The sequence below is a fragment of the Belnapia sp. F-4-1 genome (assembly GCF_000802185.1).
GTDB lineage: Bacteria > Pseudomonadota > Alphaproteobacteria > Acetobacterales > Acetobacteraceae > Belnapia.
Genome location: NZ_KN676113.1, coordinates 5,373,173 through 5,395,585, shown reverse-complemented (window position 1 = coordinate 5,395,585; position 22,413 = coordinate 5,373,173). Strand labels below are relative to the sequence as shown.

The 22,413-nt window shown below is 66.9% G+C and carries 27 protein-coding genes and 1 tRNA gene; 27 read left to right on the top strand and 1 reads right to left on the bottom strand.

The genetic code is table 11. From position 1 onward, the window contains the following. From LH62_RS32785 to LH62_RS25490, 5 genes are all read left to right on the top strand, one after another. Positions 1-66, top strand: a 66-nt coding sequence (locus tag LH62_RS32785; RefSeq protein ID WP_144404693.1) for a hypothetical protein, incomplete at its 5' end; no start/stop codon positions are given. 141 nt (positions 67-207) lie between these two features. Next, positions 208-283 (top strand) — tRNA-Trp (locus tag LH62_RS25505). A 130-nt stretch (positions 284-413) separates the two neighbouring features. Beyond that, positions 414-608: a preprotein translocase subunit SecE gene (gene secE / locus LH62_RS25500; protein WP_043339530.1), complete on the top strand. Its 195-nt coding sequence runs from the start codon at positions 414-416 to the stop codon at positions 606-608. 14 nt (positions 609-622) lie between these two features. Then, positions 623-1,156 (top strand): transcription termination/antitermination protein NusG, encoded by a 534-nt coding sequence (gene nusG / locus LH62_RS25495; protein WP_043364862.1) that lies wholly within the window; start codon positions 623-625, stop codon positions 1,154-1,156. A 92-nt stretch (positions 1,157-1,248) separates the two neighbouring features. Next, positions 1,249-2,217, top strand: coding sequence for a tripartite tricarboxylate transporter substrate binding protein (locus tag LH62_RS25490; protein ID WP_043364860.1), 969 nt, complete (start codon positions 1,249-1,251; stop codon positions 2,215-2,217). A gap of 39 nt (positions 2,218-2,256) precedes the next feature. On the opposite strand, the gene LH62_RS25485 is transcribed toward LH62_RS25490, so the two are convergent. Beyond that, positions 2,257-2,889 (bottom strand): YidB family protein, encoded by a 633-nt coding sequence (locus tag LH62_RS25485; protein WP_052214906.1) that lies wholly within the window; start codon positions 2,887-2,889, stop codon positions 2,257-2,259. A 140-nt stretch (positions 2,890-3,029) separates the two neighbouring features. Between LH62_RS25485 and LH62_RS25480 the strand changes: the two genes are divergently transcribed. The 22 genes from LH62_RS25480 (at position 3,030) to rplN (ending at position 22,412) form a co-directional block, all read left to right on the top strand. Beyond that, complete coding sequence (locus LH62_RS25480) at positions 3,030-3,293, top strand: GlsB/YeaQ/YmgE family stress response membrane protein (RefSeq protein WP_043364859.1); 264 nt, start codon at positions 3,030-3,032, stop codon at positions 3,291-3,293. A gap of 161 nt (positions 3,294-3,454) precedes the next feature. Continuing rightward, entirely contained in the window at positions 3,455-3,889 is a 435-nt protein-coding gene (gene rplK / locus LH62_RS25475; protein ID WP_043364858.1) for a 50S ribosomal protein L11, read from the top strand. Positions 3,890-3,893: 4 nt separating this feature from the next. Further along, complete coding sequence (rplA, locus tag LH62_RS25470) at positions 3,894-4,595, top strand: 50S ribosomal protein L1 (protein WP_043364857.1); 702 nt, start codon at positions 3,894-3,896, stop codon at positions 4,593-4,595. 287 nt (positions 4,596-4,882) lie between these two features. Next, positions 4,883-5,413, top strand: a complete 531-nt coding sequence (gene rplJ / locus LH62_RS25465) for a 50S ribosomal protein L10 (protein WP_043364856.1) — start codon at positions 4,883-4,885, stop codon at positions 5,411-5,413. Between the two features lie 77 nt (positions 5,414-5,490). Further along, on the top strand, positions 5,491-5,874 hold the full coding sequence (gene rplL, locus LH62_RS25460) for a 50S ribosomal protein L7/L12 (protein WP_043337540.1): 384 nt from the start codon (positions 5,491-5,493) through the stop codon (positions 5,872-5,874). A 201-nt stretch (positions 5,875-6,075) separates the two neighbouring features. After that, entirely contained in the window at positions 6,076-10,257 is a 4,182-nt protein-coding gene (gene rpoB / locus LH62_RS25455; protein WP_043364855.1) for a DNA-directed RNA polymerase subunit beta, read from the top strand. Positions 10,258-10,333: 76 nt separating this feature from the next. Continuing rightward, on the top strand, positions 10,334-14,488 hold the full coding sequence (rpoC, locus tag LH62_RS25450; protein WP_043364854.1) for a DNA-directed RNA polymerase subunit beta': 4,155 nt from the start codon (positions 10,334-10,336) through the stop codon (positions 14,486-14,488). A gap of 325 nt (positions 14,489-14,813) precedes the next feature. Next, entirely contained in the window at positions 14,814-15,185 is a 372-nt protein-coding gene (gene rpsL, locus LH62_RS25445; protein ID WP_043337543.1) for a 30S ribosomal protein S12, read from the top strand. Between the two features lie 13 nt (positions 15,186-15,198). Further along, a complete protein-coding gene (rpsG, locus tag LH62_RS25440) occupies positions 15,199-15,675 on the top strand; it encodes a 30S ribosomal protein S7 (protein ID WP_043337545.1) in 477 nt (158 codons plus the stop codon). A 27-nt stretch (positions 15,676-15,702) separates the two neighbouring features. Next, positions 15,703-16,890 (top strand): elongation factor Tu, encoded by a 1,188-nt coding sequence (tuf, locus tag LH62_RS25435; RefSeq protein ID WP_043358413.1) that lies wholly within the window; start codon positions 15,703-15,705, stop codon positions 16,888-16,890. Between the two features lie 34 nt (positions 16,891-16,924). Continuing rightward, entirely contained in the window at positions 16,925-17,233 is a 309-nt protein-coding gene (gene rpsJ / locus LH62_RS25430) for a 30S ribosomal protein S10 (protein WP_007004401.1), read from the top strand. A 20-nt stretch (positions 17,234-17,253) separates the two neighbouring features. Then, on the top strand, positions 17,254-17,940 hold the full coding sequence (rplC, locus tag LH62_RS25425; RefSeq protein ID WP_043340454.1) for a 50S ribosomal protein L3: 687 nt from the start codon (positions 17,254-17,256) through the stop codon (positions 17,938-17,940). Positions 17,941-17,952: 12 nt separating this feature from the next. Next, positions 17,953-18,570 carry a 50S ribosomal protein L4 gene (gene rplD / locus LH62_RS25420; protein ID WP_043364853.1) on the top strand — a complete coding sequence of 206 codons (618 nt, stop codon included), beginning with the start codon at positions 17,953-17,955 and terminating at the stop codon, positions 18,568-18,570. Then, positions 18,567-18,893 (top strand): 50S ribosomal protein L23, encoded by a 327-nt coding sequence (locus tag LH62_RS25415; protein ID WP_043364852.1) that lies wholly within the window; start codon positions 18,567-18,569, stop codon positions 18,891-18,893. Before rplD ends, LH62_RS25415 begins: the two co-directional genes overlap by 4 nt. 3 nt (positions 18,894-18,896) lie before the next feature. Then, positions 18,897-19,733 carry a 50S ribosomal protein L2 gene (gene rplB / locus LH62_RS25410; protein ID WP_043364851.1) on the top strand — a complete coding sequence of 279 codons (837 nt, stop codon included), beginning with the start codon at positions 18,897-18,899 and terminating at the stop codon, positions 19,731-19,733. 5 nt (positions 19,734-19,738) lie between these two features. After that, positions 19,739-20,017, top strand: coding sequence for a 30S ribosomal protein S19 (rpsS, locus tag LH62_RS25405; protein WP_043340447.1), 279 nt, complete (start codon positions 19,739-19,741; stop codon positions 20,015-20,017). 4 nt (positions 20,018-20,021) lie between these two features. Next, positions 20,022-20,423, top strand: a complete 402-nt coding sequence (rplV, locus tag LH62_RS25400; protein WP_043364850.1) for a 50S ribosomal protein L22 — start codon at positions 20,022-20,024, stop codon at positions 20,421-20,423. Position 20,424: 1 nt separating this feature from the next. Continuing rightward, entirely contained in the window at positions 20,425-21,102 is a 678-nt protein-coding gene (gene rpsC / locus LH62_RS25395) for a 30S ribosomal protein S3 (protein WP_043340443.1), read from the top strand. 13 nt (positions 21,103-21,115) lie between these two features. Beyond that, the gene (gene rplP, locus LH62_RS25390) at positions 21,116-21,538 is read left to right on the top strand and encodes a 50S ribosomal protein L16 (RefSeq protein ID WP_043340441.1); all 423 of its coding nucleotides are present in this window, start codon (positions 21,116-21,118) and stop codon (positions 21,536-21,538) included. Positions 21,539-21,542: 4 nt separating this feature from the next. Continuing rightward, positions 21,543-21,758, top strand: a complete 216-nt coding sequence (gene rpmC, locus LH62_RS25385) for a 50S ribosomal protein L29 (protein WP_043340439.1) — start codon at positions 21,543-21,545, stop codon at positions 21,756-21,758. Positions 21,759-21,774: 16 nt separating this feature from the next. Continuing rightward, positions 21,775-22,047 (top strand): 30S ribosomal protein S17, encoded by a 273-nt coding sequence (gene rpsQ, locus LH62_RS25380; RefSeq protein ID WP_043364849.1) that lies wholly within the window; start codon positions 21,775-21,777, stop codon positions 22,045-22,047. Then, positions 22,044-22,412: a 50S ribosomal protein L14 gene (rplN, locus tag LH62_RS25375; RefSeq protein ID WP_043364848.1), complete on the top strand. Its 369-nt coding sequence runs from the start codon at positions 22,044-22,046 to the stop codon at positions 22,410-22,412. Before rpsQ ends, rplN begins: the two co-directional genes overlap by 4 nt. Position 22,413: the final 1 nt, after the last annotated feature.

Below are 22,413 nucleotides of genomic sequence, written 5' to 3'. Positions count from 1 at the left end.
CGCTTCGCCATCCGCGAGGGCGGCCGCACCGTCGGCGCCGGCGTCGTCGCAAGCATCGTGAAGTAAGCCGGGTCCCAAGGCCTGGGACAGGGAGCGGGCCGCCTTCGGGCGGCCCGTTTGCGTTGGGGATAAGGCTTGCTCCCCCTCGACAGCGCGCCACCGCTGACTTATAGGCATCGCCTCGCGCAGCGGCTCCGCCGGGCGTGAAGGGGCGTAGCTCAATTGGTAGAGCGCCGGTCTCCAAAACCGGAGGTTGGGGGTTCGAGACCCTCCGCCCCTGCCACCTGCCCCGGCCATGGCCCCTCTGGCCTGCTGGGGTGATCCTGTCTTGTCCAGGGTGGCATCCCTCCCCATGCTGCGGGGGTGGGCGGCCGCCCGCGAAGCGTTAACCGCAGCACAGAAGGTTCCCCGACTTGGCCAAGCTTGATCCCGCGCAGTATGTCCGGGACGTGCGGACGGAGGTGGCGAAGGTCACCTGGCCGAGCCGCAAGGAAACCTTGATCACGACCGGCCTCGTGCTGGCGATGTCGGCGCTGGCGGCCATCTTCTTCCTGGTCGCCGACCAGCTGATCGCCCTGGCGATGCGCGGCCTGTTCGGAATCGGGTGAGGGAGCAGCAGGCGATGGCCAAGCGCTGGTACGTGGTGCACGTCTATTCGGGCTTCGAGAAGAAGATCGCCCAGCAGATCAAGGAGCAGGCCGCCCAGAAGGGCCTCGGCGACCAGTTCGACGAGATCCTGGTCCCCGCCGAGGAGGTGACCGAGGTCCGCCGCGGCCAGAAGGTGAATTCCGAACGGAAGTTCTTCCCCGGCTACGTCCTGGTGAAGATGGAGATGTCGGACGACGCTTGGCACCTGGTGAAGGATACGCCGAAGGTCACCGGCTTTCTCGGCAACAAGAACAAGCCGAGCCCGATCACCGAGGCCGAGGCCCAGCGCATCGTCAACCAGGTGAAGGAAGGTGTGGAGAAGCCCCGCAAGCCCGCCGTGATTTTCGAGGTGGGCGAGCAGATCCGCGTCGCCGATGGCCCCTTCACCAGCTTCATGGGCACGGTGGAGGAGGTGGACGAGGAGCGCGGCCGGGTGAAGGTTTCGGTCAGCATCTTCGGGCGCTCCACCCCGGTCGAGCTGGAATACACCCAGGTCGAGAAGGTCTGACGTCGCCGTATACGCGGCCGCGCGCATCGCGCTAGCCTGACCCCGCACGGGCCGAAGAGCCCGACGAGGACACGGCGGAAAGGCGGGCGCGCATGGCGATCACCCGAAGGACCATCCTGGCCGGAGGCGCGCTCGCGCTGCCGGCGTTCCGGGCGGGGGCAGGAGAGGAATACCCGGCCCGGCCCATCACCTGGGTCGTCCCCGGCGGGCCGGGCAGCGTGCTCGATGTCGCCGCCCGGCTGGTCGCGCTGAAGCTCGGCACCGCCCTCGGCCAGAGCGTCGTCATCGACAACCGGTCCGGCGCCGGCGGCACCGTCGCCGCCGAATATGCCGCCCGGGCAGCGCCCGATGGCTACACCATGTTCTTCGGCAATTTCGCCACCTTCGCCATCGCGCCGCTGCTGATTCCCGGCCTTCGCTTCGAGGCGCGCCGGGACTTCATCCCGGTTCATGGCATCGGCGCCTCGGCCAATATCGTCATCTCCGGGCTGCGCCAGCCCTTTGCCAGCATCCCGGCATTGATCGAGCATGCCAGGCGTCATCCCGGCCAGGTCACCTATGGCGCCAGCATCGGCTCCGGCCAGCATGCGGCCGGGGCGCTCTTCGCCCAGGCGGCGGGGGTGGAGTTGACCCTGATCCCCTATTCCAACTTCGCCCAGGCGCTGAACGACACCGTCGCCGGTCGGCTTGACCTGATGTTCGACTACCCGCTGAGTGCCCTGCCGCATGTGCGGGACGGCAAGCTCCGTGCACTCGCCGTCAATGCCGGCGAGCGGCTCGCAATCGCGCCCGAGGTACCGACGCTGGCGGAGGTGGGGCTGCGGGGCGCCGAATTGCTCGGCTGGTCGGGCCTCTACCTTCCGGCGCGGACGCCGCCCGCCATCGTCGCGCGCCTTGCCGACGCGACCCATCGCGCCCTGCTCGACCGCGAGGTGAAGGCACTTTTCGACAGTACTGGCACCATCCTCTGGGACGGCGTGAACGGACCGAGCCTCGGACAGGCGCTCGAGGAGGAAATCCCGCGGATGCAACGCCTCATCGCGCCGGCCGCCGCGCGGTAGGGCCGGGAAGCGCCGCTTTCCCAACCCCCCCGCCGACGACTACCGCCGGGGGCCCTGACCGCCGCCGAAGATGCTGTTCAGCAGGCCTCCGATGCTGCCGCCTTCCACCTCGCCCTCATGCTGGGGCATACGGCCATGCGGCGTCATCCGGTCCACCATCTCGGGCAGGACGCGGCTGACCTCGTTCATCAGCGTACCCCGGTCGGTCCCGGCCTGCTGGGCCGCCGCATCGATGTCCCGAGGGTCGAAGGCGCGCGTCAGCTCATCCGCCGAAACTTGCTCGTTCGGACCGTGCTGCACCCAGCTGTCGACATGCCGCTCCAGCCCCTGGTTGCGCAGCCCGCCGAGCAGGCCACCCAACCCGCCGAGGAGGCCACCCGCTGCGCCGCTGCCGCCCAGCCCGCCGAGCAAGCCGCCCGCCGCGCCGCTGCCGCCCAGCCCGCCGAGCAAGCCGCCCGCCGCGCCGCTGCCGAGCAGCCCGCCCAGGATGCCGCCCAGCCCGCCGCCGGTATCAGCCTGCGGCGCCTGTGCCGGGGCCGAACCGGGCTCCGCCTGGCTCCCCGAATGCTTCATCAGTTGCTGGATGAGCAGCGCGATCGCCGCCATCTTCATTCCGCCGGACAGGCCACCGGACAGGCCGCCGCCCGACCGTCCGAACAGGTTCTCGCTCATCTGCAATTCCTCCGTAGGTGCTGTGCTGGGAGGAGAACGCGGCCAACACCATTCCGTTTTCCGGAATCGTATCCGTCACGAGGAACCCGGGCGCCGACGCCGGCTTATCGCCGCGCGCCACCAAAACAGGATCTCAAGTCATGGGCATCATCGGAACGATCGTCATCGGCTTCCTCGCCGGTCTCGTCGCCAAGTTCCTCCATCCGGGCCGGGATCCCTCCGGCTTCATCATCACGACCCTGCTCGGCATCGTCGGCGCGGTCGTTGCGACCTATCTCGGCCAGGCGGTCGGCTGGTACCGGGCAGGCGAAGGGGCCGGCTTCATCGGCGCGGTTGTCGGGGCGGTCATTGTCCTCGCCATCTACAACATGGTCACCCGTCGCTCCTCCGCGAACCGGATCTGACCGCCACGAAGGGAGGCGGGCCAAATATGGCTTGACTCCCCCTGCGGACCCGCCCATACGCCCCCGCTCTACTCAGATCGGGACGCGGGAGGCGTCCGGCCATCCCATGCGGGGTGGCCGGCGCCGTGAGCACCGCGGCTCCCTGACCGCAGGGACGTATCATGGCGAAGAAGATTGCAGGCTATATCAAGCTGCAGATTCCGGCAGGCAAGGCGAACCCTTCGCCGCCGGTCGGCCCGGCGTTGGGTCAGCGCGGCCTCAACATCATGCAGTTCGTGAAGGAGTTCAACGCGGCGACCCAGGGCCTCGAGCCGGGCACCCCGACGCCTGTGGTCATCACCGCCTTTTCGGACCGCACCTTCTCCTTCATCACCAAGACCCCGCCGAACACCCATTTCCTGCTGCGCGCCGCCAAGATCGACAAGGGCAGCCAGACGCCGGGCAAGGGTGGGTCTGTGGGCCGGGTGACCAAGACCCAGCTGCGCGAGATCGCTGCGACCAAGATGAAGGACATGAACGCCAACGACGTGGAAGCGGCGGTGCGCATGCTGGCGGGCTCAGCCCGTTCCATGGGCCTCATCGTGGTGGAGGGCTGATCCGATGGCCAAGCAGGGCAAGCGCCTCAAGGCGATCTACGGTTCCTTCGACCGTGACACCATCGTGCCGATCCAGCAGGCGATCAGCCTGGTGAAGGCGAACGCCAAGGCCAAGTTCGACGAGACCATCGAGATCTCGATGAACCTCGGCATCGACCCGCGCCATGCGGACCAGATGGTCCGTGGCGTGGTCGGCCTGCCGAACGGGACGGGCAAGACCGTCCGCGTCGGCGTCTTCGCCCGCGGCCCGAAGGCTGACGAGGCGCTGGCCGCCGGCGCCGATGTGGTCGGCGCCGATGACCTTGCCGCAGCCGTGCAGGAAGGCCGGATCGAGTTCGACCGCTGCATTGCCACGCCGGACATGATGGCGCTGGTCGGCCGGCTTGGTAAGATCCTCGGCCCGCGCGGCCTGATGCCGAACCCACGCCTCGGCACCGTGACCATGGATGTCCGCGGCGCCGTCACGGCCGCCAAGGCCGGTCAGGTGGAGTTCCGGGCTGAGAAGGCCGGCATCGTCCATGCCGGCATCGGCAAGGCGAGCTTCGACGAGGAGAAGCTCCTCGAGAATGCCCGCGCCTTCGTCGAGGCCATCCAGCGCGCCCGGCCGGCAGGCGCCAAGGGCACCTATGTGAAGAAGGTGTCCGTGGCGTCCACCATGGGCCCCGGCGTGAAGGTCGACATCGCCACCTTGAGCGCGGCGACCTGACACACCAATTCGCCCGCTCCCTAAGGGGTGGGCGCGCAGGGGCGGCCTCCTGGCCGTCCCGAACCTGTCCGAGACCGCAGGTGCCCTTCCGAGGGCCTAAAGGGGCATGCCCCGCCAGCGATAGACGGGGTGCGGAGCGTTTCCACGCCGGGGCAACCCGGCGATGCTGATGGCTTGGCAATCCCGCTCAGACAGTCGAACCGGGGCGCAGGGCATTCCGCCAGGCGCCCCCGCGTGAACCGGCCGGAGCCCCTCCACCAGGCGCCGGCCACCGACGGAGACGGGATATGGACCGCACGGAAAAGCGCGAGTTCATCGCCCAGCTGTCCGCGGTGTTCGCAGATACCTCCTTCGTGCTCGTCGCCCAGAACAAGGGTCTGACGGTTGCGGATGTGAGCGAGCTGCGGCGCCGCATGCGGGCGGCTGGCGCGACGTACAAGGTCGCAAAGAACCGGCTGGCCATGCTCGCCCTCGACGGCACCCGCTTCCAGGCCGTTTCGCCGCTGCTGAAGGGTCCGACCGCGCTCGCGTGGTCGACGGACCCGGTGGCGGTGGCGAAGACGGCCGTGGATTTCGCCAAGGGTAACGACAAGTTCGTCATCCTGGGCGGGGCACTCGGGACCCAGGCCTTGAACCCCGATGGGATCAAGGCCCTGTCCGAGCTGCCTTCGCTCGAGACGCTGCGGGCGCAGCTGCTGGGTCTGATCCAGACCCCGGCAACGCGCATCGCCGGGGTGCTCCAGGCCCCCGGTTCGCAGCTGGCGCGGGTGTTCAGCGCCTTCGCAAAGAAGGACGAGGGTGGGGCGGAAGCCGCCTGACCAATGGGATAGCCCCTGCCGCCGGTGGGGGTGTTGCAAACGGCAAGCCAAGCCATTAGATCAAAGGGTACACAGACATGGCCGATCTCGCAAAGCTGGTCGATGAGCTCTCCAGCCTGACCGTCCTGGAAGCCGCCGAGCTCTCCAAGATGCTGGAGGAGAAGTGGGGCGTCTCCGCCGCGGCTCCGGTCGCGGTGGCGGCGGCCCCTGCCGCTGGTGGCGGCGCTGCCGCGGCTCCGGCCGAGGAGCAGACCGAGTTCACCGTCACCCTGACTGCGGCTGGTGACAAGAAGATCAACATCATCAAGGAGATCCGCACCATCACCGGTCTGGGCCTGAAGGAGGCCAAGGATCTGGTCGAGGGCGCGCCGAAGGTGGTGAAGGAGGCTGCGTCGAAGGACGAGGCCGCCAAGATCAAGAAGGTGCTGGAAGAGAACGGGGCGACCGTCGAGGTCAAGTAAGGTCGCCACGACTGCAAACCCACCCCCGGCCATCCGTCGCTGGGGGTGGAGACAGACTATCGAAGGTGCGGGCGGGAACCCCTTGGGTTGCCGCCCGTGCTGCCGTTTCACCCCGGCGGGCGCGGCGGGGATTGGCGGCCGGCGGATTGGGACTTCGAACGCGACGGGCGGCGGCCCGAGCGAAAAGGATACGGGACAGGCATGAACGCTATCACAAAGTCGTTCACCGGGCGCAAGCGCATCCGCAAGAGCTTTGGACGGCTGCCCGAAGTGGCGCCGATGCCGAACCTCATCGACGTGCAGCGGGCCTCTTACGAGGCCTTCCTGCAGATGGAGGTCAATCCTGACGCGCGCACCCATACCGGGTTGCAAGAAGTTTTCAAATCGGTTTTCCCCATTGACGACTTCGCCGGCCGCGGTCGGTTGGAATTCGTCCAGTACGAACTCGAAGAGCCGAAATACGACGTCGAGGAGTGCATTCAGCGCGGCCTGACCTTCGCCGCGCCGCTGAAGGTGCGCCTCCGCCTTATCGTGTGGGATGTGGATGAGGACACGGGTTCTCGTTCGGTCCGCGATATAAAGGAGCAGGATGTCTATATGGGCGACATGCCGCTCATGACGGACAACGGCACCTTCATCATCAACGGCACCGAGCGCGTCATCGTTTCCCAGATGCACCGCAGCCCGGGCGTCTTCTTCGATCACGACAAGGGCAAGACGCACAGCAGCGGGAAGTATCTCTTCGCTGCCCGCGTCATCCCCTATCGCGGCTCCTGGCTCGACTTCGAGTTCGATGCCAAGGACATCTGCTACGTCCGCATCGACCGCAAGCGGAAGCTCCCGGCCTCGACCCTGCTGCTCGCGCTCGATTCCGCCCGGACCGAGGGGCTGCGCGCGGAGAAGGGCGCTACCGCGCTTGAGCCCAACGAGATTCGCGGCATGGATGCCGAGGAGATCCTCGGCGAGTTCTACAAGCAGGTCGCCTTCACCCGCAGCGCCCAGGGCTGGTCGCGTCCCTTCGACCCGGAGGCCTTCCGCGGCATCAAGTTGCAGGAGCCGTTGATCGATGCCAAGACCGGCCAGGTCGTGGCGGAGAAGGATGCGAAGCTGACGCCGCGCGCCGCCCGCAAGATCGCCGAGGGCGGCACGACCGAGGTGCTGGTCGGCCGTGCCGACCTGCTCGGCCGCTTCGTCGCCGAGGACCTCGTCGACATGAACACGGGCGAGATCTGGGCCGAGGCCGGCGAGGAGCTGACCGAGCCGAAGCTGGCGGCGATCGAGGCGGCCGGCCTCGACCGGCTGCCGACGCTCGCCATCGACCAGTCGGTCGGGCCCTGGATGCGCAACACGCTGGTGGTGGACAAGAACGCCAACCGCGACGAGGCGCTGATGGACATCTACCGGGTCATGCGCCCGGGCGAGCCGCCGACGCCGGAGACCGCAGAGACCCTGTTCCGTGGGCTGTTCTTCGACCCCGAGCGCTACGACCTTTCCTCGGTCGGCCGGGTGAAGATGAACATGCGCCTCGGCTTCTCCGCCGAGGAGGTGCCGGACACCACCCGCACGCTGCGCAAGCAGGACATCATTGCCACGGTGCGCGTCCTGCTCGAGTTGAAGGATGGCCGCGGCCAGATCGACGACATCGATAACCTCGGCAACCGCCGGGTGCGCTCGGTCGGCGAGCTCATGGAGAACCAGTACCGCGTCGGCTTGCTGCGCATGGAGCGCGCGATCAAGGAACGCATGGGGTCGGTCGATATCGACACCGTCATGCCGCATGACTTGATCAACGCGAAGCCGGCGGCGGCGGCGGTGCGGGAGTTCTTCGGCTCCTCGCAGCTCAGCCAGTTCATGGACCAGACCAACCCGCTCTCCGAGGTGACGCACAAGCGCCGTCTTTCGGCGCTTGGCCCGGGCGGCCTGACCCGTGAGCGCGCCGGCTTCGAGGTGCGCGACGTGCACCCGACGCATTACGGCCGCATCTGCCCGATTGAGACGCCGGAAGGCCCGAATATCGGCCTGATCAACTCGCTCGCTACCTTTGCCAAGGTGAACAAGTACGGCTTCATCGAGACGCCGTATCGTCTGGTGCGGGACGGCAAGATCGTCGGCGAGCCGCGCTACCTCTCCGCCATGGAGGAGGAGCGGCTGGTGGTGGCCCAGGCCGATGCCGAGGTCGATGCAGATACCGGCGAGTTCAAGTCGGAGCTGGTGAGCGTGCGCCAGGGCGGCGACTTCCGGCTGGTGAAGCCGGAGGAGGTAACGGCGATCGACGTCTCGCCGAAGCAGCTCGTCTCAGTTGCCGCGGCGCTCATTCCGTTCCTCGAGAACGATGACGCCAACCGCGCGCTCATGGGCTCGAACATGCAGCGCCAGGCGGTGCCGCTGGTCCGTGCCGATGCGCCGCTGGTTGGCACCGGCATGGAGGCGGCGGTCGCCCGGGATTCCGGCGCGACCATCGTCGCTCGCCGCGACGGCGTGGTGGACAGCATCGACGGCGCCCGCATCGTGGTGCGCGCGACGGGTGATGACGGCACCACCCGTGGTGTCGACATCTACCGGCTGCGCAAGTTCCAGCGCTCCAACCAGTCCACCTGCATCAACCAGCGTCCGCTGGTGAAGGTGGGGGATGGCGTGCGCGCCGGCGAGATCATCGCCGACGGGCCGAGCACGGAGCTGGGCGAGCTGGCGCTGGGGCGGAACGTCCTCGTCGCCTTCATGCCCTGGAACGGCTACAACTTCGAGGACTCCATCCTCATCAGCGAGCGGATCGCCAAGGACGACGTCTTCACCTCGATCCATATCGAAGAATTCGAGGTCATGGCCCGCGACACCAAGCTGGGCCAGGAAGAGATCACCCGCGACATCCCGAACGTGGGTGAGGAGGCGCTGCGCAACCTCGACGAGGCCGGCATCGTCTATATCGGCGCCGAGGTTCAGCCGGGCGACATCCTGGTCGGCAAGGTGACGCCGAAGGGCGAGAGCCCGATGACGCCGGAGGAGAAGCTGCTCCGCGCCATCTTCGGCGAGAAGGCCTCCGACGTGCGCGACACCTCGCTCCGGCTGCCGCCGGGCGTGGCGGGCACCATCGTCGATGTCCGCGTCTTCTCCCGTCGTGGCGTCGACAAGGACGAGCGCGCCATGGCGATCGAGCGGGCCGAGATCGAGCGGCTCGCCAAGGACCGCGACGACGAGAAGGCTATCCAGGAGCGCTCCTTCCACAGCCGGCTGCGCGAGCGCCTGCTGAACAAGAAGGCTTCGGGCGGCTTCCGCGGCGTCAAGGCGGGCACGGTCATCACCGATGAGGTGCTGGACCAGTTCGCCAAGGCCACCTGGCGCCAGATCGGCGTGCAGGACGATGCGGCCATGGCCGAGATCGAGGCGCTGAAGCGCGAGTTCGACGCTGCCGTCGAGCGTCTGCAGAAGCGCTTCGAGTCGAAGGTCGAGAAGCTGCAGCGCGGCGACGAGCTGCCGCCCGGCGTAATGAAGATGGTCAAGGTCTTCGTTGCGGTGAAGCGGAAGCTCCAGCCCGGCGACAAGATGGCCGGTCGGCACGGCAACAAGGGCGTAGTCTCGCGGGTCGTCCCCGTGGAGGACATGCCCTTCCTCGAGGACGGCACCACCGCCGACCTCGTACTGAACCCGCTCGGCGTGCCGTCGCGGATGAATGTCGGGCAGATCCTCGAGACCCATCTCGGCTGGGCCTGCGCCAATCTCGGGCGCCAGGTCGGCGACCTGGTCGAGGAGTATCGCCGCACGGGCGCGATGCGGGATGAGCTGATGGCCCATCTGCGCACGACCTATGGCGACGAAATCTTCGAGCGGGACATCGCGCCAATGAGCGATGACCAGCTGATCGAGCTTTCGGAGAACCTGAAGAAGGGCATCCCCATCGCGACGCCCGTCTTCGACGGCGCCCGCATGGCCGATATCGAGGGCATGCTGGACCGCGCCGGGCTCGACAGCTCCGGCCAGGTCTGGCTGACCGATGGCCGCACGGGCGAGATCTTCGAGCGCAAGGTGACGGTCGGCATCATCTACATGCTGAAGCTGCATCACCTGGTCGACGACAAGATCCACGCCCGCTCCATCGGCCCCTACTCGCTCGTCACCCAGCAGCCGCTGGGCGGCAAGGCGCAGTTCGGCGGCCAGCGCTTCGGCGAGATGGAGGTCTGGGCGCTGGAAGCCTATGGCGCTGCCTACACGCTGCAGGAGATGCTGACGGTGAAGTCGGACGACGTCTCCGGCCGCACCAAGGTCTATGAGGCAATCGTCCGCGACCAGGACAATTTCGAGGCCGGCATCCCGGAGAGCTTCAATGTCCTGGTGAAGGAGTTGAAGTCGCTCGGCCTGAACGTTGACCTGGAGACTCGCGGCAGCTGAGGCTGCCGCCCATATCTTTCCTACACAGCCGCCCCGACCTGTGCGGGGCGGCGGGCTGGACCACAAGGAAGGCCGCATGAACGAGCTGATGAAGATCCTGGGCCAGACCGGCCAGGCGATGACCTTCGACCAGATCAAGATCTCGATCGCCTCGCCGGAGCAGATCCGCTCCTGGTCCTATGGCGAAATCAAGAAGCCGGAGACGATCAACTACCGCACCTTCAAGCCGGAGCGGGACGGGCTGTTCTGCGCCCGCATCTTCGGCCCGATCAAGGACTACGAGTGCCTTTGCGGCAAGTACAAGCGGATGAAGTTCCGCGGCATCATTTGCGAGAAGTGCGGCGTCGAGGTGACGTTGGCCAAGGTCCGGCGCGAGCGCATGGGCCATATCGAGCTGGCCAGCCCCGTCGCGCATATCTGGTTCATGAAGTCGCTGCCCAGCCGCGTCGGCCTGATGGTCGACATGTCGTTGAAGGAGCTGGAGAAGGTTCTCTACTTCGAATCCTATGTCGTTCTTGAGCCTGGCCTGACCGATCTGAAGCTGCACCAGCTTCTGAACGAGGACCAGTACCAGGCGAAGATGGACGAGTTCGGCGAGGACGCTTTCTCCGTCGGCATCGGTGCCGAGGCGGTGAAGGGGATGCTCTCCGGCATCGACTGCGACAAGGAGGCTACCCGGCTGCGCGCCGAGCTGAAGGAGACCACCTCCGAGGCGAAGCGCAAGAAGCTGGTGAAGCGCCTGAAGCTGATCGAGGCCTTCGCCGAGAGCGGCGCGCGTCCCGACTGGATGATCCTCGGCGTCGTGCCGGTGATCCCGCCCGAGCTGCGCCCGCTGGTGCCGCTGGACGGCGGCCGCTTCGCGACCTCCGACCTGAACGACCTCTACCGCCGCGTCATCAACCGGAACAACCGGCTGAAGCGCCTAATCGAGCTGCGCGCGCCGGACATCATCGTCCGGAACGAGAAGCGCATGCTGCAGGAGGCGGTGGACGCGCTGTTCGACAACGGCCGCCGCGGCCGCGCCATCACCGGCGCCAACAAGCGGCCGCTGAAGTCGCTCAGCGACATGCTGAAGGGCAAGCAGGGCCGGTTCCGCCAGAACCTGCTCGGCAAGCGCGTCGACTATTCGGGCCGCTCGGTCATCGTGGTCGGGCCGGAGATGAAGCTGCACCAGTGCGGGCTGCCGAAGAAGATGGCGCTCGAGCTGTTCAAGCCCTTCATCTACTCGAAGCTCGAGAAGTACGGCCACGCCACCACCATCAAGGCCGCGAAGCGGATGGTGGAGAAGGAGCGTCCCGAGGTGTGGGACATCCTCGAGGAGGTCATCCGCGAGCACCCGGTCATGCTGAACCGGGCGCCGACGCTGCACCGCCTTGGCATCCAGGCCTTCGAGCCGGTCCTCGTCGAGGGCAAGGCGATCCAACTGCACCCGCTGGTCTGCACTGCCTTCAACGCCGACTTCGACGGCGACCAGATGGCCGTGCACGTCCCGCTGAGCCTTGAGGCCCAGCTGGAAGCGCGCGTGCTGATGATGTCGACCAACAACATCCTCAGCCCGGCCAATGGCAAGCCGATCATCGTGCCGAGCCAGGACATCGTCCTCGGCCTCTACTATCTCAGCCTGGAGACGCCGGAATTCCGCGTCGCCGACGAGAAGGAGGCCCCGGCCTTCTCCTCCATGGGCGAGATCGAGCAGGCCCTGGCCGCTGGCGCCATCCAGCTCCACACCAAGATCCGCATGCGCCGCCAGACGATGGAGCGCGACGGCAAGGTGGTGATGGAGCGGGTGGTGACGACGCCGGGCCGCGTCATGATGGGCCAGCTGCTGCCGCTGCACCCGCAGCTGCCCTTCAGCCTCATCAATCGTCAACTGACGAAGAAGTCGATCTCCGACGTCATCGATGCCGTCTACCGGCATTGCGGCCAGAAGGAGAGCGTGATCTTCGCCGACCGGCTGATGGGCATCGGCTTCCGCCAGGCTGCGAAGGCCGGCATCTCCTTCGGCAAGGACGACATGATGATCCCGGCCAGCAAGCCGGAGATGATCGGCAAGACCAAGGCCGAGGTGAAGGAGTTCGAGCAGCAGTATCTCGACGGCCTCATCACTGCGGGCGAGCGCTACAACAAGGTGGTCGACGCCTGGTCGCGCTGCACCGAGGAAGTGGCCCAGGCCATGATGAAGGAGATCTCCCGCCAGGAGGTCGGCCGGCCGACCAATAGCGTCTGGATGATGTCGCATTCCGGCGCGCGCGGCTCGCCGGCGCAGATGCGCCAGCTGGCCGGCATGCGCGGCCTGATGGCGAAGCCGAGCGGCGAGATCATCGAGCAGCCGATCATCTCCAACTTCAAGGAGGGGCTGACGGTCCTCGAATACTTCAACTCCACCCACGGCGCCCGGAAGGGCCTCGCGGATACGGCGCTGAAGACCGCCAACTCCGGCTACCTCACCCGCCGCCTGGTGGACGTCGCGCAGGACTGCATCATCGTCATGAACGATTGCGGCACCGAGCGCGGCATCACCGTGCGCCCGGTGATGGATGGCGGCGAAGTCATTTCCTCGCTGTCCGAGCGCATCCTCGGCCGCTTCACCCAGCGTGACGTGGTCGACCCGGCGACGGGCGAGGTGCTGGCCGCCCGGAACACCGTGATCGAGGAGCCGGATGCCGAGCGCATCGAGGCGGCAGGCGTGGAGGAGATGTACATCCGCTCCGTCCTCACCTGCGATGCCGGCGTCGGCGTCTGCGGCCACTGCTATGGCCGCGACCTGGCCCGCGGTACGCCGGTGAATGTCGGTGAGGCGGTGGGCGTCATCGCCGCTCAGTCGATCGGCGAGCCGGGCACCCAGCTGACCATGCGCACCTTCCATATCGGTGGCGCGGCGCAGCGCGGGGCCGAGCAGTCGGCGGTGGAAGCCACCAATGACGGCACGGTCAAGATCGCCAACCGCAACGTGGTGGCCAACAGCGCCGGTGCACCGGTGGTGATGAGCCGGAACTGCGAGATCGTGCTCAGCGACATGGCTGGCCGCGAGCGGGCCCGCTACCGCGTGCCTTACGGTGCGCGGCTGCTGATCGACGAGGGTGCGACGGTCTCCCGTGGCCAGAAGCTGGCCGAGTGGGATCCCTTCACCCTGCCGATCATCACCGAGCGGGCGGGCACTCTGGAATTCGCCGATCTCATCGAGGGCGTGACCCTCTATGAGGAAACGGACCCGGTGACTGGCCTCAGCTCCAAGGTGGTGCGCGAGCCGGCTGACAAGGCGCGCAACGCCAATCTCCGGCCGCGGCTGCTGCTGCGCTCGGCAGACGGCATGCAGCAGTACTTCCTGCAGCCGGCCTCGGTGTTGAACGTCGAGAATGGCGGCGTGGTGAAGGCGGGTGACGTGCTGGCCCGGCTGCCGCGCGAGTCGTCCAAGACCCGTGACATCACCGGTGGTCTGCCGCGAGTCGCCGAGCTCTTCGAGGCCCGCCGCCCGAAGGATCACGCGATCATCTCCGAGATCGACGGTCGCGTGGAATTCGGCAAGGACTACAAGGCGAAGCGCCGCATCGTCGTGGTGCCGGAGCAGCAGGGCGACGAGGCCCCGGTGCCCCGCGAGTACCTGGTGCCGAAGGGCAAGCACGTCTCGGTGCAGGAAGGCGACTACGTGAAGGCCGGCGACCCGCTCGTCGACGGCCCACGCGTGCCGCATGACATCCTGCGCGTGCTGGGCGTGGAGGCGCTGGCGAACTACCTGGTAAATGAGATCCAGGACGTCTATCGACTCCAGGGCGTGAAGATCAACGACAAGCACATCGAAGTCATCGTTCGGCAGATGTTGCAGAAGGTCGAGATCCTCGAGCCCGGCGACACGACCTATCTGGTCGGGGAGCAGGTGGACCGGATCGAGTTCGAGCAGGAGAACGAGAAGCGGCTCCAGGCCAAGGAGCGGCCCGCCCGGGCCGAGCCGGTGCTCCAGGGCATCACCAAGGCTTCGCTGCAGACGACGAGCTTCATCTCCGCCGCCTCCTTCCAGGAGACGACGCGGGTGCTGACCGAGGCGGCGACGGCAGGCAAGGTCGATGTGTTGGCGGGCCTCAAGGAGAACGTCATCGTCGGGCGGCTCATCCCGGCTGGCACGGGCTCCGTGATGAACCGTCTGCGGGCCCTGGCGGCGCAGCGGGACCGTGGGCGCCTGCCCACAGCTCAGCCAGCCCTGCCGGAGCCGGGCGGGCGCCAGGCAGCCGAATAATCTGCCTGTGCTTTGATACGGGGCCGGGTTCCTTCGGGAGCCCGGCCCTTTCTTTTATCCGGGCTTTTTCATCCCTGTCGCTCTGCTTCGCTTGACTCATCCAGCCGCACCGCGTAGGTAGCCCGCCCTTGGCAAGGCCGGGCGCTGTGGCGCCGGACAGCCAGGAAACTTTGGTCCACAACGCTGCGCGTCCGGCACCGCGACCTTTGAGGTTGCTCAGGCCGGGTGCCGGTCAGGGCGCCCGCCGGCGAGCTACAGGCTCCGCCCGTGCGGGCTTCTGGCTTTGCGTGGCTGCGGGGCCCAGGACGGTACACGAAGGGGCGTCATGCCGACGATCAACCAGCTCATCGCCCAGGGGCGGGAGCCGAACGCGAAGCGGAACAAGGTTCCGGCGCTGCAGGGCTGCCCGCAGAAGCGTGGCGTTTGCACGCGCGTCTACACCACCACGCCTAAGAAGCCGAACTCGGCGCTTCGTAAGGTGGCCAAGGTGCGCCTGACGAATGGCTACGAGGTGGTGAGCTACATCCCCGGCGAGGGCCATAACCTGCAGGAGCACTCCGTGGTGCTCATCCGCGGCGGCCGCGTGAAGGATCTTCCGGGCGTCCGCTACCACATTCTCCGCGGCGTCCTGGATACGCAGGGCCTGCCGAAGCGTCGCCAGCGCCGGTCGCTGTACGGCGCGAAGCGTCCGAAGTAGGAGAGGCCGAGGCATGTCTCGCCGTCATAGCGCGCAGAAGCGCGAAGTCCTGCCGGATCCCAAGTTTGGCGATCTCGTGCTCAGCCGTTTCATGAACGTCCTGATGTACGACGGCAAGAAGAGCACCGCCGAGCGTATCGTCTACGCTGCCATGGACACGTTAAAGCGGCGCGTTGGCCCCAATGGGGACCCGCTGCGCATGTTCCATGAGGCCATGGACAACGTGAAGCCGGCCGTCGAGGTCCGCAGCCGCCGCGTTGGTGGCGCGACCTACCAGGTGCCGGTTGAGGTTCGCCCCGAGCGCCGACAGGCGCTGGCGATCCGCTGGCTGATCGAATCCGCGCGCAAGCGCGGCGAGAATACGATGGAGGAGCGCCTTTCCGGCGAGCTGATGGACGCGGCGAACAACCGCGGCACGGCCGTCAAGAAGCGCGAAGACACGCACCGGATGGCGGAGGCGAACAAAGCCTTCAGCCATTACCGCTGGTAATCCGGACCCGATCGAGGAACGACGACGATGGCGAAGGCGAAGTTTGAGCGGAACAAGCCGCACTGCAACATTGGGACGATCGGGCACGTCGACCATGGCAAGACGTCGCTGACGGCGGCGATCACCAAGGTTCTGGCGGAGACGGGCGGCGCGACGTTCACGGCCTATGACCAGATCGACAAGGCGCCGGAGGAGCGGGCCCGCGGCATCACGATCTCGACCGCGCATGTCGAGTACGAGACGTCCAACCGGCACTACGCGCATGTGGACTGCCCTGGCCACGCCGACTACGTGAAGAACATGATCACGGGCGCGGCGCAGATGGACGGCGCGATCCTGGTGGTGTCGGCGGCCGACGGCCCGATGCCGCAGACCCGCGAGCACATCCTGCTGGCCCGCCAGGTGGGCGTGCCTGCCCTGGTGGTGTTCCTGAACAAGATGGACCTGGCGGACCCCGACCTGGTCGAGCTGGTGGAGATGGAGGTGCGCGAGCTCCTCAGCAGCTACCAGTTCCCGGGCGACGACATCCCGATCATCAAGGGCTCGGCGGTGGCGGCCCTCGAGGACAAGACGCCCGAGATCGGCAAGAACGCCGTGCTCGAGCTGATGGCGGCGGTGGACAGCTACATCCCGCAGCCGGAGCGTCCGAAGGACATGCCGTTCCTGATGCCGATCGAGGACGTGTTCTCGATCTCGGGTCGCGGCACGGTGGTGACGGGTCGCGTTGAGCGCGGCATCGTCAAGGTCGGCGAGGAAGTCGAGATCGTCGGGCTGAAAAACACGGTGAAGACGACGGTGACGGGCGTCGAGATGTTCCGCAAGCTGCTGGACAGCGGCGAGGCGGGCGACAACATCGGCGCGCTGCTGCGCGGCACCAAGCGCGAGGACGTGGAGCGCGGGCAGGTGCTGGCGAAGCCCGGCTCGATCACGCCGCACACCGGCTTCAAGGCCGAGGCCTACATCCTGACCAAGGAGGAGGGCGGGCGCCACACGCCGTTCTTCACCAACTACCGGCCGCAGTTCTACTTCCGGACCACCGACGTGACCGGGATCGTGAAGCTGCCGGAAGGCGTCGAGATGGTGATGCCGGGCGACAACGTGACGATGGATGTTGAGCTGATCGCGCCCATCGCCATGGACCAGGGGCTCCGCTTCGCCATCCGCGAGGGCGGCCGCACCGTCGGCGCCGGCGTCGTCGCAAGCATCGTGAAGTAAGCCTTAGGCTCAGTCGAGGATCGGTCCGCTCACCATGGACAGCCAGAATATCCGCATCCGCCTCAAGGCGTTCGATCATCGCGTGCTCGATGGCAGCACGCGGGAGATCGTGAATACCGCGAAGCGGACGGGCGCCCGTGTACGCGGCCCGATTCCGCTGCCGACGGAGATCGAGCGTTTCACCGTCAACCGCTCGCCGCACGTCGACAAGAAGTCGCGTGAGCAGTTCGAGATCCGCACGCATCGCCGCCTGCTCGATATCGTCGACCCCACCCCGCAGACCGTGGACGCGCTGATGAAGCTCGACCTCGCCGCGGGCGTGGATGTCGAGATCAAGCTCTAAGGCCAGGGGAGACTATAGCCATGGCCGCCAAGACCGGCCGCACCGGCCTGATCGCCAAGAAGCTGGGCATGACCCGGATCTTCAACGACGATGGCAGCACGGTCCCCGTGACCGTCCTGCATCTCGACGAGGTGCGTGTGATCGCCCGCCGCAGCGCTGAGAAGGATGGCTATGACGCCGTCCAGCTCGGCATCGGCCGCGCGAAGCCCAAGAATGTCACCAAGGCCAATCGTGGCCACTTCGCCAAGGCTGGCGTCGAGGCACCGAAGAAGCTGGTCGAATTCCGTGTCGGTGCCGATGCGGCGCTCGAGCCGGGTGCGCGGCTGAGCCCCGCCCATTTCGTGAAGGGCCAGGTTGTCGACGTCACCGGCGTTTCGAAGGGCAAGGGCTTCGCCGGCGCCATGAAGCGCTGGAACTTCGCCGGCCTCGAGGCTTCGCACGGTGTGTCGATCAGCCATCGTTCGCATGGCTCGACCGGCAACCGGCAGGATCCGGGCAAGACCTTCAAGAACAAGAAGATGGCAGGCCATCTGGGTGTTGAGCGCATCACCACCCAAAACCTCGAGATCGCGGGTGTCGATCTCGACAAGGGTCTGTTGCTGATCAAGGGCGCGGTGCCCGGGTCCAAGGGTGGCTATGTGCTGGTGCGGGACGCGGTGAAGCGTGCGCGCCATGCCGAGGCTCCCTTCCCGACGGCCGCGGCGTAAGGACCAAGTACGATGCAGGTTCCGGTCATCACGCTGGATAACGGCACGGCAGGCGAGATCGAGCTGCCGGAGGCGCTGTTCGCAGCGCAGCCACGCGCCGATATCATGGCGCGGGTCGTTCACTGGCAGCTCGCCAAGCGGCGGGCGGGTACGCACAAGGTGAAGGGGATGGGTGAAGTCTCCGGCACCACCAAGAAGCCGTATCGGCAGAAGGGTACTGGCAACGCCCGTCAGGGCTCGCTGCGCGCGCCGCAGTTCCGTACTGGTGGCGTGGTGCATGGCCCGGTCGTCCGCGACCATGGCTATTCGCTGAACAAGAAGGTCCGTCGTCTCGGCCTCATCAGCGCGCTCAGCCAGAAGGCAGCCGAAGGCAAACTGGTGGTGCTCGACACTGCCGCTGCCGGCGAGGCAAAGACGGCCGTGCTGGCGAAGCAGCTCAAGGCGCTCGGCTGGACCAGCGCGCTCGTCGTGGACGCGCAGGTGGATGAGGGTTTCGGCCGCGGCATCCGCAACCTGCCGCACATGCACGTGTTGCCGACGATCGGCGCCAATGTGTACGACATCCTGAACCACGACGTCCTCGCGGTGACCCGCGCCGGCGTTGCGGCGCTGACGGAGCGGCTGGCATGAGCGAGACTCAGGAGAAGAAGCCGCTCCTCTCGCGGGAGCGCATGTACCAGACCATCCTCGCCCCGGTGGTGACGGAGAAGGCGACGCTGCTGACCGAGCAGGGGCAGGTCGTCTTCAAGGTGCCGCTCGAGGCGACGAAGCCGGAGATCAAGGCCTCGGTCGAGACGCTGTTCGGCGTGAAGGTGCTCGCGGTCAACACCCTCGTGGTGAAGGGCAAGACGAAGCGCTTCCGCAACCGTCCGGGCCAGCGCTCCGACTGGAAGAAGGCCATCGTGCGCCTGGCTGAGGGCCAGACCATCGATCTGACGACGGGGCTCGCCTAAGCCATGGCGCTCAAGAATTTCAATCCGATCACGCCGAGCCTCCGCGGCACCATCCTGATCAAGCGGGATGAGCTGTGGAAGGGCAAGCCGCTCAAGCAGCTGACCGAGGGCAAGTCGCATTCCGGCGGCCGCAACAACCACGGCCGCACCACCGTTCGGTTCCGGGGCGGCGGGCACAAGCAGAGCTATCGTATCGTCGACTTCAAGCGGCGGACGAAGCTTGGCGTGCCCGCGACCGTCGAGCGGCTGGAGTATGACCCGAACCGTACCGCCTTCATCGCGCTGGTGAAGTACCAGGATGGCGAGCTCGCCTACATCCTGGCGCCGCAGCGCCTGAAGGCCGGCGACCAAGTCGTCGCCGCCGAGCGGGCCGACATCAAGCCGGGCAACGCGATGCCGCTCGGCTCCATCCCCGTCGGCACCATCGTGCACAATGTCGAGCTGAAGCCAGGCGCCGGTGGCAAGATCGCGCGTTCGGCCGGCACTTATGTGCAGCTGGTCGGCAAGGATGCCGGCTATGCGCAGATCAAGCTGATGTCGGGCGAGCTCCGCACCGTCCGGGCCGAGTGCATGGCGACGGTGGGTGCGGTGTCCAACCCGGACAACTCCAACCAGCAGATCGGCAAGGCCGGTCGCTCCCGCTGGCTGGGCCGCCGTCCGCATAACCGCGGCGTGGTGATGAACCCGGTCGACCACCCGCATGGTGGTGGCGAGGGCCGCACCAGCGGTGGCCGTCATCCGGTTACTCCCTGGGGCAAGCCGACCAAGGGCGCGAAGACGCGTAACAACAAGCGGACGGACCGGCTCATTGTCCGCCGCCGCACCGCGACGAAGGGCTGAGGGCGATGCCGCGCAGCGTATGGAAGGGGCCGTTCGTGGACGGCTTCCTGCTCAACAAGGCGGAGGCCGCACGGGCTTCGACGCGCAACGAGATCATCAAGATCTGGTCGCGCCGCAGCACGATCCTGCCGCAGTTCGTCGGCCTGACCTTCGGCGTCTACAACGGGAAGAAGTTCATCCCGGTGCAGGTCTCGGAGAACATGGTGGGACACAAATTCGGCGAGTTCTCGCCGACGCGCACCTTCACCGGGCATTCGTCCGACAAGAAGGCGAAGCGGGGCTGATCCGATGAGCAAGCCGAAGCACGAACGCGGTCTCCCCGAGACCGAAGCGCAGGCCATTCTGCGGAATATCCGCGTCAGCCCGCGCAAGCTCAACCTGGTCGCCGGCCTGATTCGCGGTCGGCGCGCGCAGGATGCTATTGCGACGCTCGCTTTCAGCAAGCGCCGCATCGCCCAGACCGTAAAGAAGACGCTAGAGAGCGCGATCGCCAATGCCGAGAACAACCACCAGCTGGATGTCGACCAGCTCGTGGTGTCCCGTGCCGAGGTCGGCCGCTCGCAGGTGATGAAGCGCTTCTCCGCCCGCGGCCGTGGCCGCGCGGCCCGCGTCGAGAAGTGGTTCAGCCATCTGAAGATTGTGGTCGCCGAACAGCCGGCCGCGGCACCGGCCCAGCAGGAGGCCGCGTAACATGGGTCATAAAGTCAATCCGATCGGCTTCCGGCTCGGCATCAACCGTACCTGGGACAGCCGCTGGTTCGCCGACGCCGACTACTCCCGGCTGCTGCATGAGGACCTGAAGCTGCGCGACACGCTGCGCACGCGCCTCAAGGGCGCCGGCGTCAGCCGCGTGGTGATCGAGCGTCCGGCGAAGAAGCCGCGCGTCACGATCCATGCGGCTCGTCCGGGCGTCGTCATCGGCAAGAAGGGCGCCGATATCGAGGTGCTGCGCAAGGACTTGGCTCGCCTCGCCGGGGCCGAGGTTGCGCTGAACATCGTCGAAATCCGCAAGCCCGAGATCGACGCGACGCTGGTCGCCGAGAGCATTGCGCAACAGCTCGAGCGCCGCGTCGCCTTCCGTCGTGCCATGAAGCGTGCGGTGCAGTCGGCCATGCGCCTCGGTGCCGGCGGAATCCGGATCAACTGCTCCGGTCGCCTCGGCGGCGCCGAGATCGCCCGAATGGAATGGTACCGCGAGGGCCGCGTGCCGCTGCATACGCTGCGCGCTGATCTCGACTTCGGCACCGCCACCGCCAAGACCACCTATGGTACCTGCGGCGTGAAGGTCTGGATCTTCAAGGGTGAGATCCTGGCTCATGACCCGATGGCGCAGGACAAGCGCGCCGCCGAGCAGGCGCCGCAGCGCTGAGGGATGATGTGAGATGCTGCAGCCCAAGCGCACCAAGTTCCGCAAGGCCCACAAGGGCCGCATCAAGGGTCTCGCCAAGGGTGGATTCTCGCTGAGCTTCGGCGGGTTCGGCCTGAAGGCGCTGGAGCCGGAGCGGGTCACCGCCCGGCAGATCGAGGCCGCCCGTCGCGCCATCACCCGCGCGATGAAGCGCCAGGGCCGGGTCTGGATCCGCATCTTCCCGGATGTGCCGGTTTCGACCAAGCCTGCCGAAGTCCGCATGGGCTCCGGCAAGGGCGCGCCGGAGTACTGGGTGGCCCGCATCAAGCCGGGCCGCATGATGTTCGAGATCGACGGCGTGTCCATCGAGACGGCGCGCGAGGCGCTGACCCTCGGCGCGGCGAAGCTGCCGATCCGGACCAAGATCGTGTCGCGCCTCGGCGCGGCGGAGGCGTAAGACCATGACCAAGATCGCGGATATCCGCGCCAAGACCCCGGACGAGCTGAGCACTCAGCTCCTCGACCTGCGGAAGGAGCAGTTCAACCTGCGCTTTCAGCGGGCGACCGGGCAGCTCGAGGCGACCGGCCGCATCAAGTTGGTGCGGCGCGACATCGCCCGCATCAAATTCGTCCTGTCCGAGCGTCGCCGCTCGGCAGCTTCTCAACCCAAGGCTTAAGGGGAGACCGGCGGCTATGCCGAAGCGCGTCCTCACGGGCCGGGTGGTCAGCGACAAGATGGACAAGACGGTCACCGTCCTTGTCGAGCGTCGCGTGATGCATCCGCTCTACAAGAAGTTCATCCGGCGTTCGAAGAAGTACGCCGCTCATGACGAGGCCAATCTCTGTAAGGAAGGCGACCTCGTGCAGATCGAAGAATGCCCGCCGCTGTCCAAGCGGAAGGCCTGGATGGTGGTGCTCCGCAACGGTAACCCGTTGGCGGCCACGACCGAGGCGGTGTCGGCATGATCGGCGTTGAAGCCAACCTCGACGTCGCCGACAACTCCGGTGCGCGTCGCGTCCAGTGCATCAAGGTGCTCGGCGGCTCGAAGCGGAAGACGGCCTCGGTCGGTGACGTTATCGTCGTCTCGGTCAAGGAAGCCATTCCGCGCGCCAAGGTGAAGAAGGGTGAGGTGCACCGCGCCGTCATCGTCCGTACCGCTTATCCGGTGCGGCGCATCGATGGCACTGCAATCCGTTTCGACAATAACGCTGCGGTGCTCATCAACAAGCAGGGCGAGCCGATCGGCACCCGCATCTTCGGCCCGGTCGTGCGCGAGCTGCGGGCGCGGAAGTACATGAAGATCATCTCTCTGGCGCCGGAGGTCCTCTGAC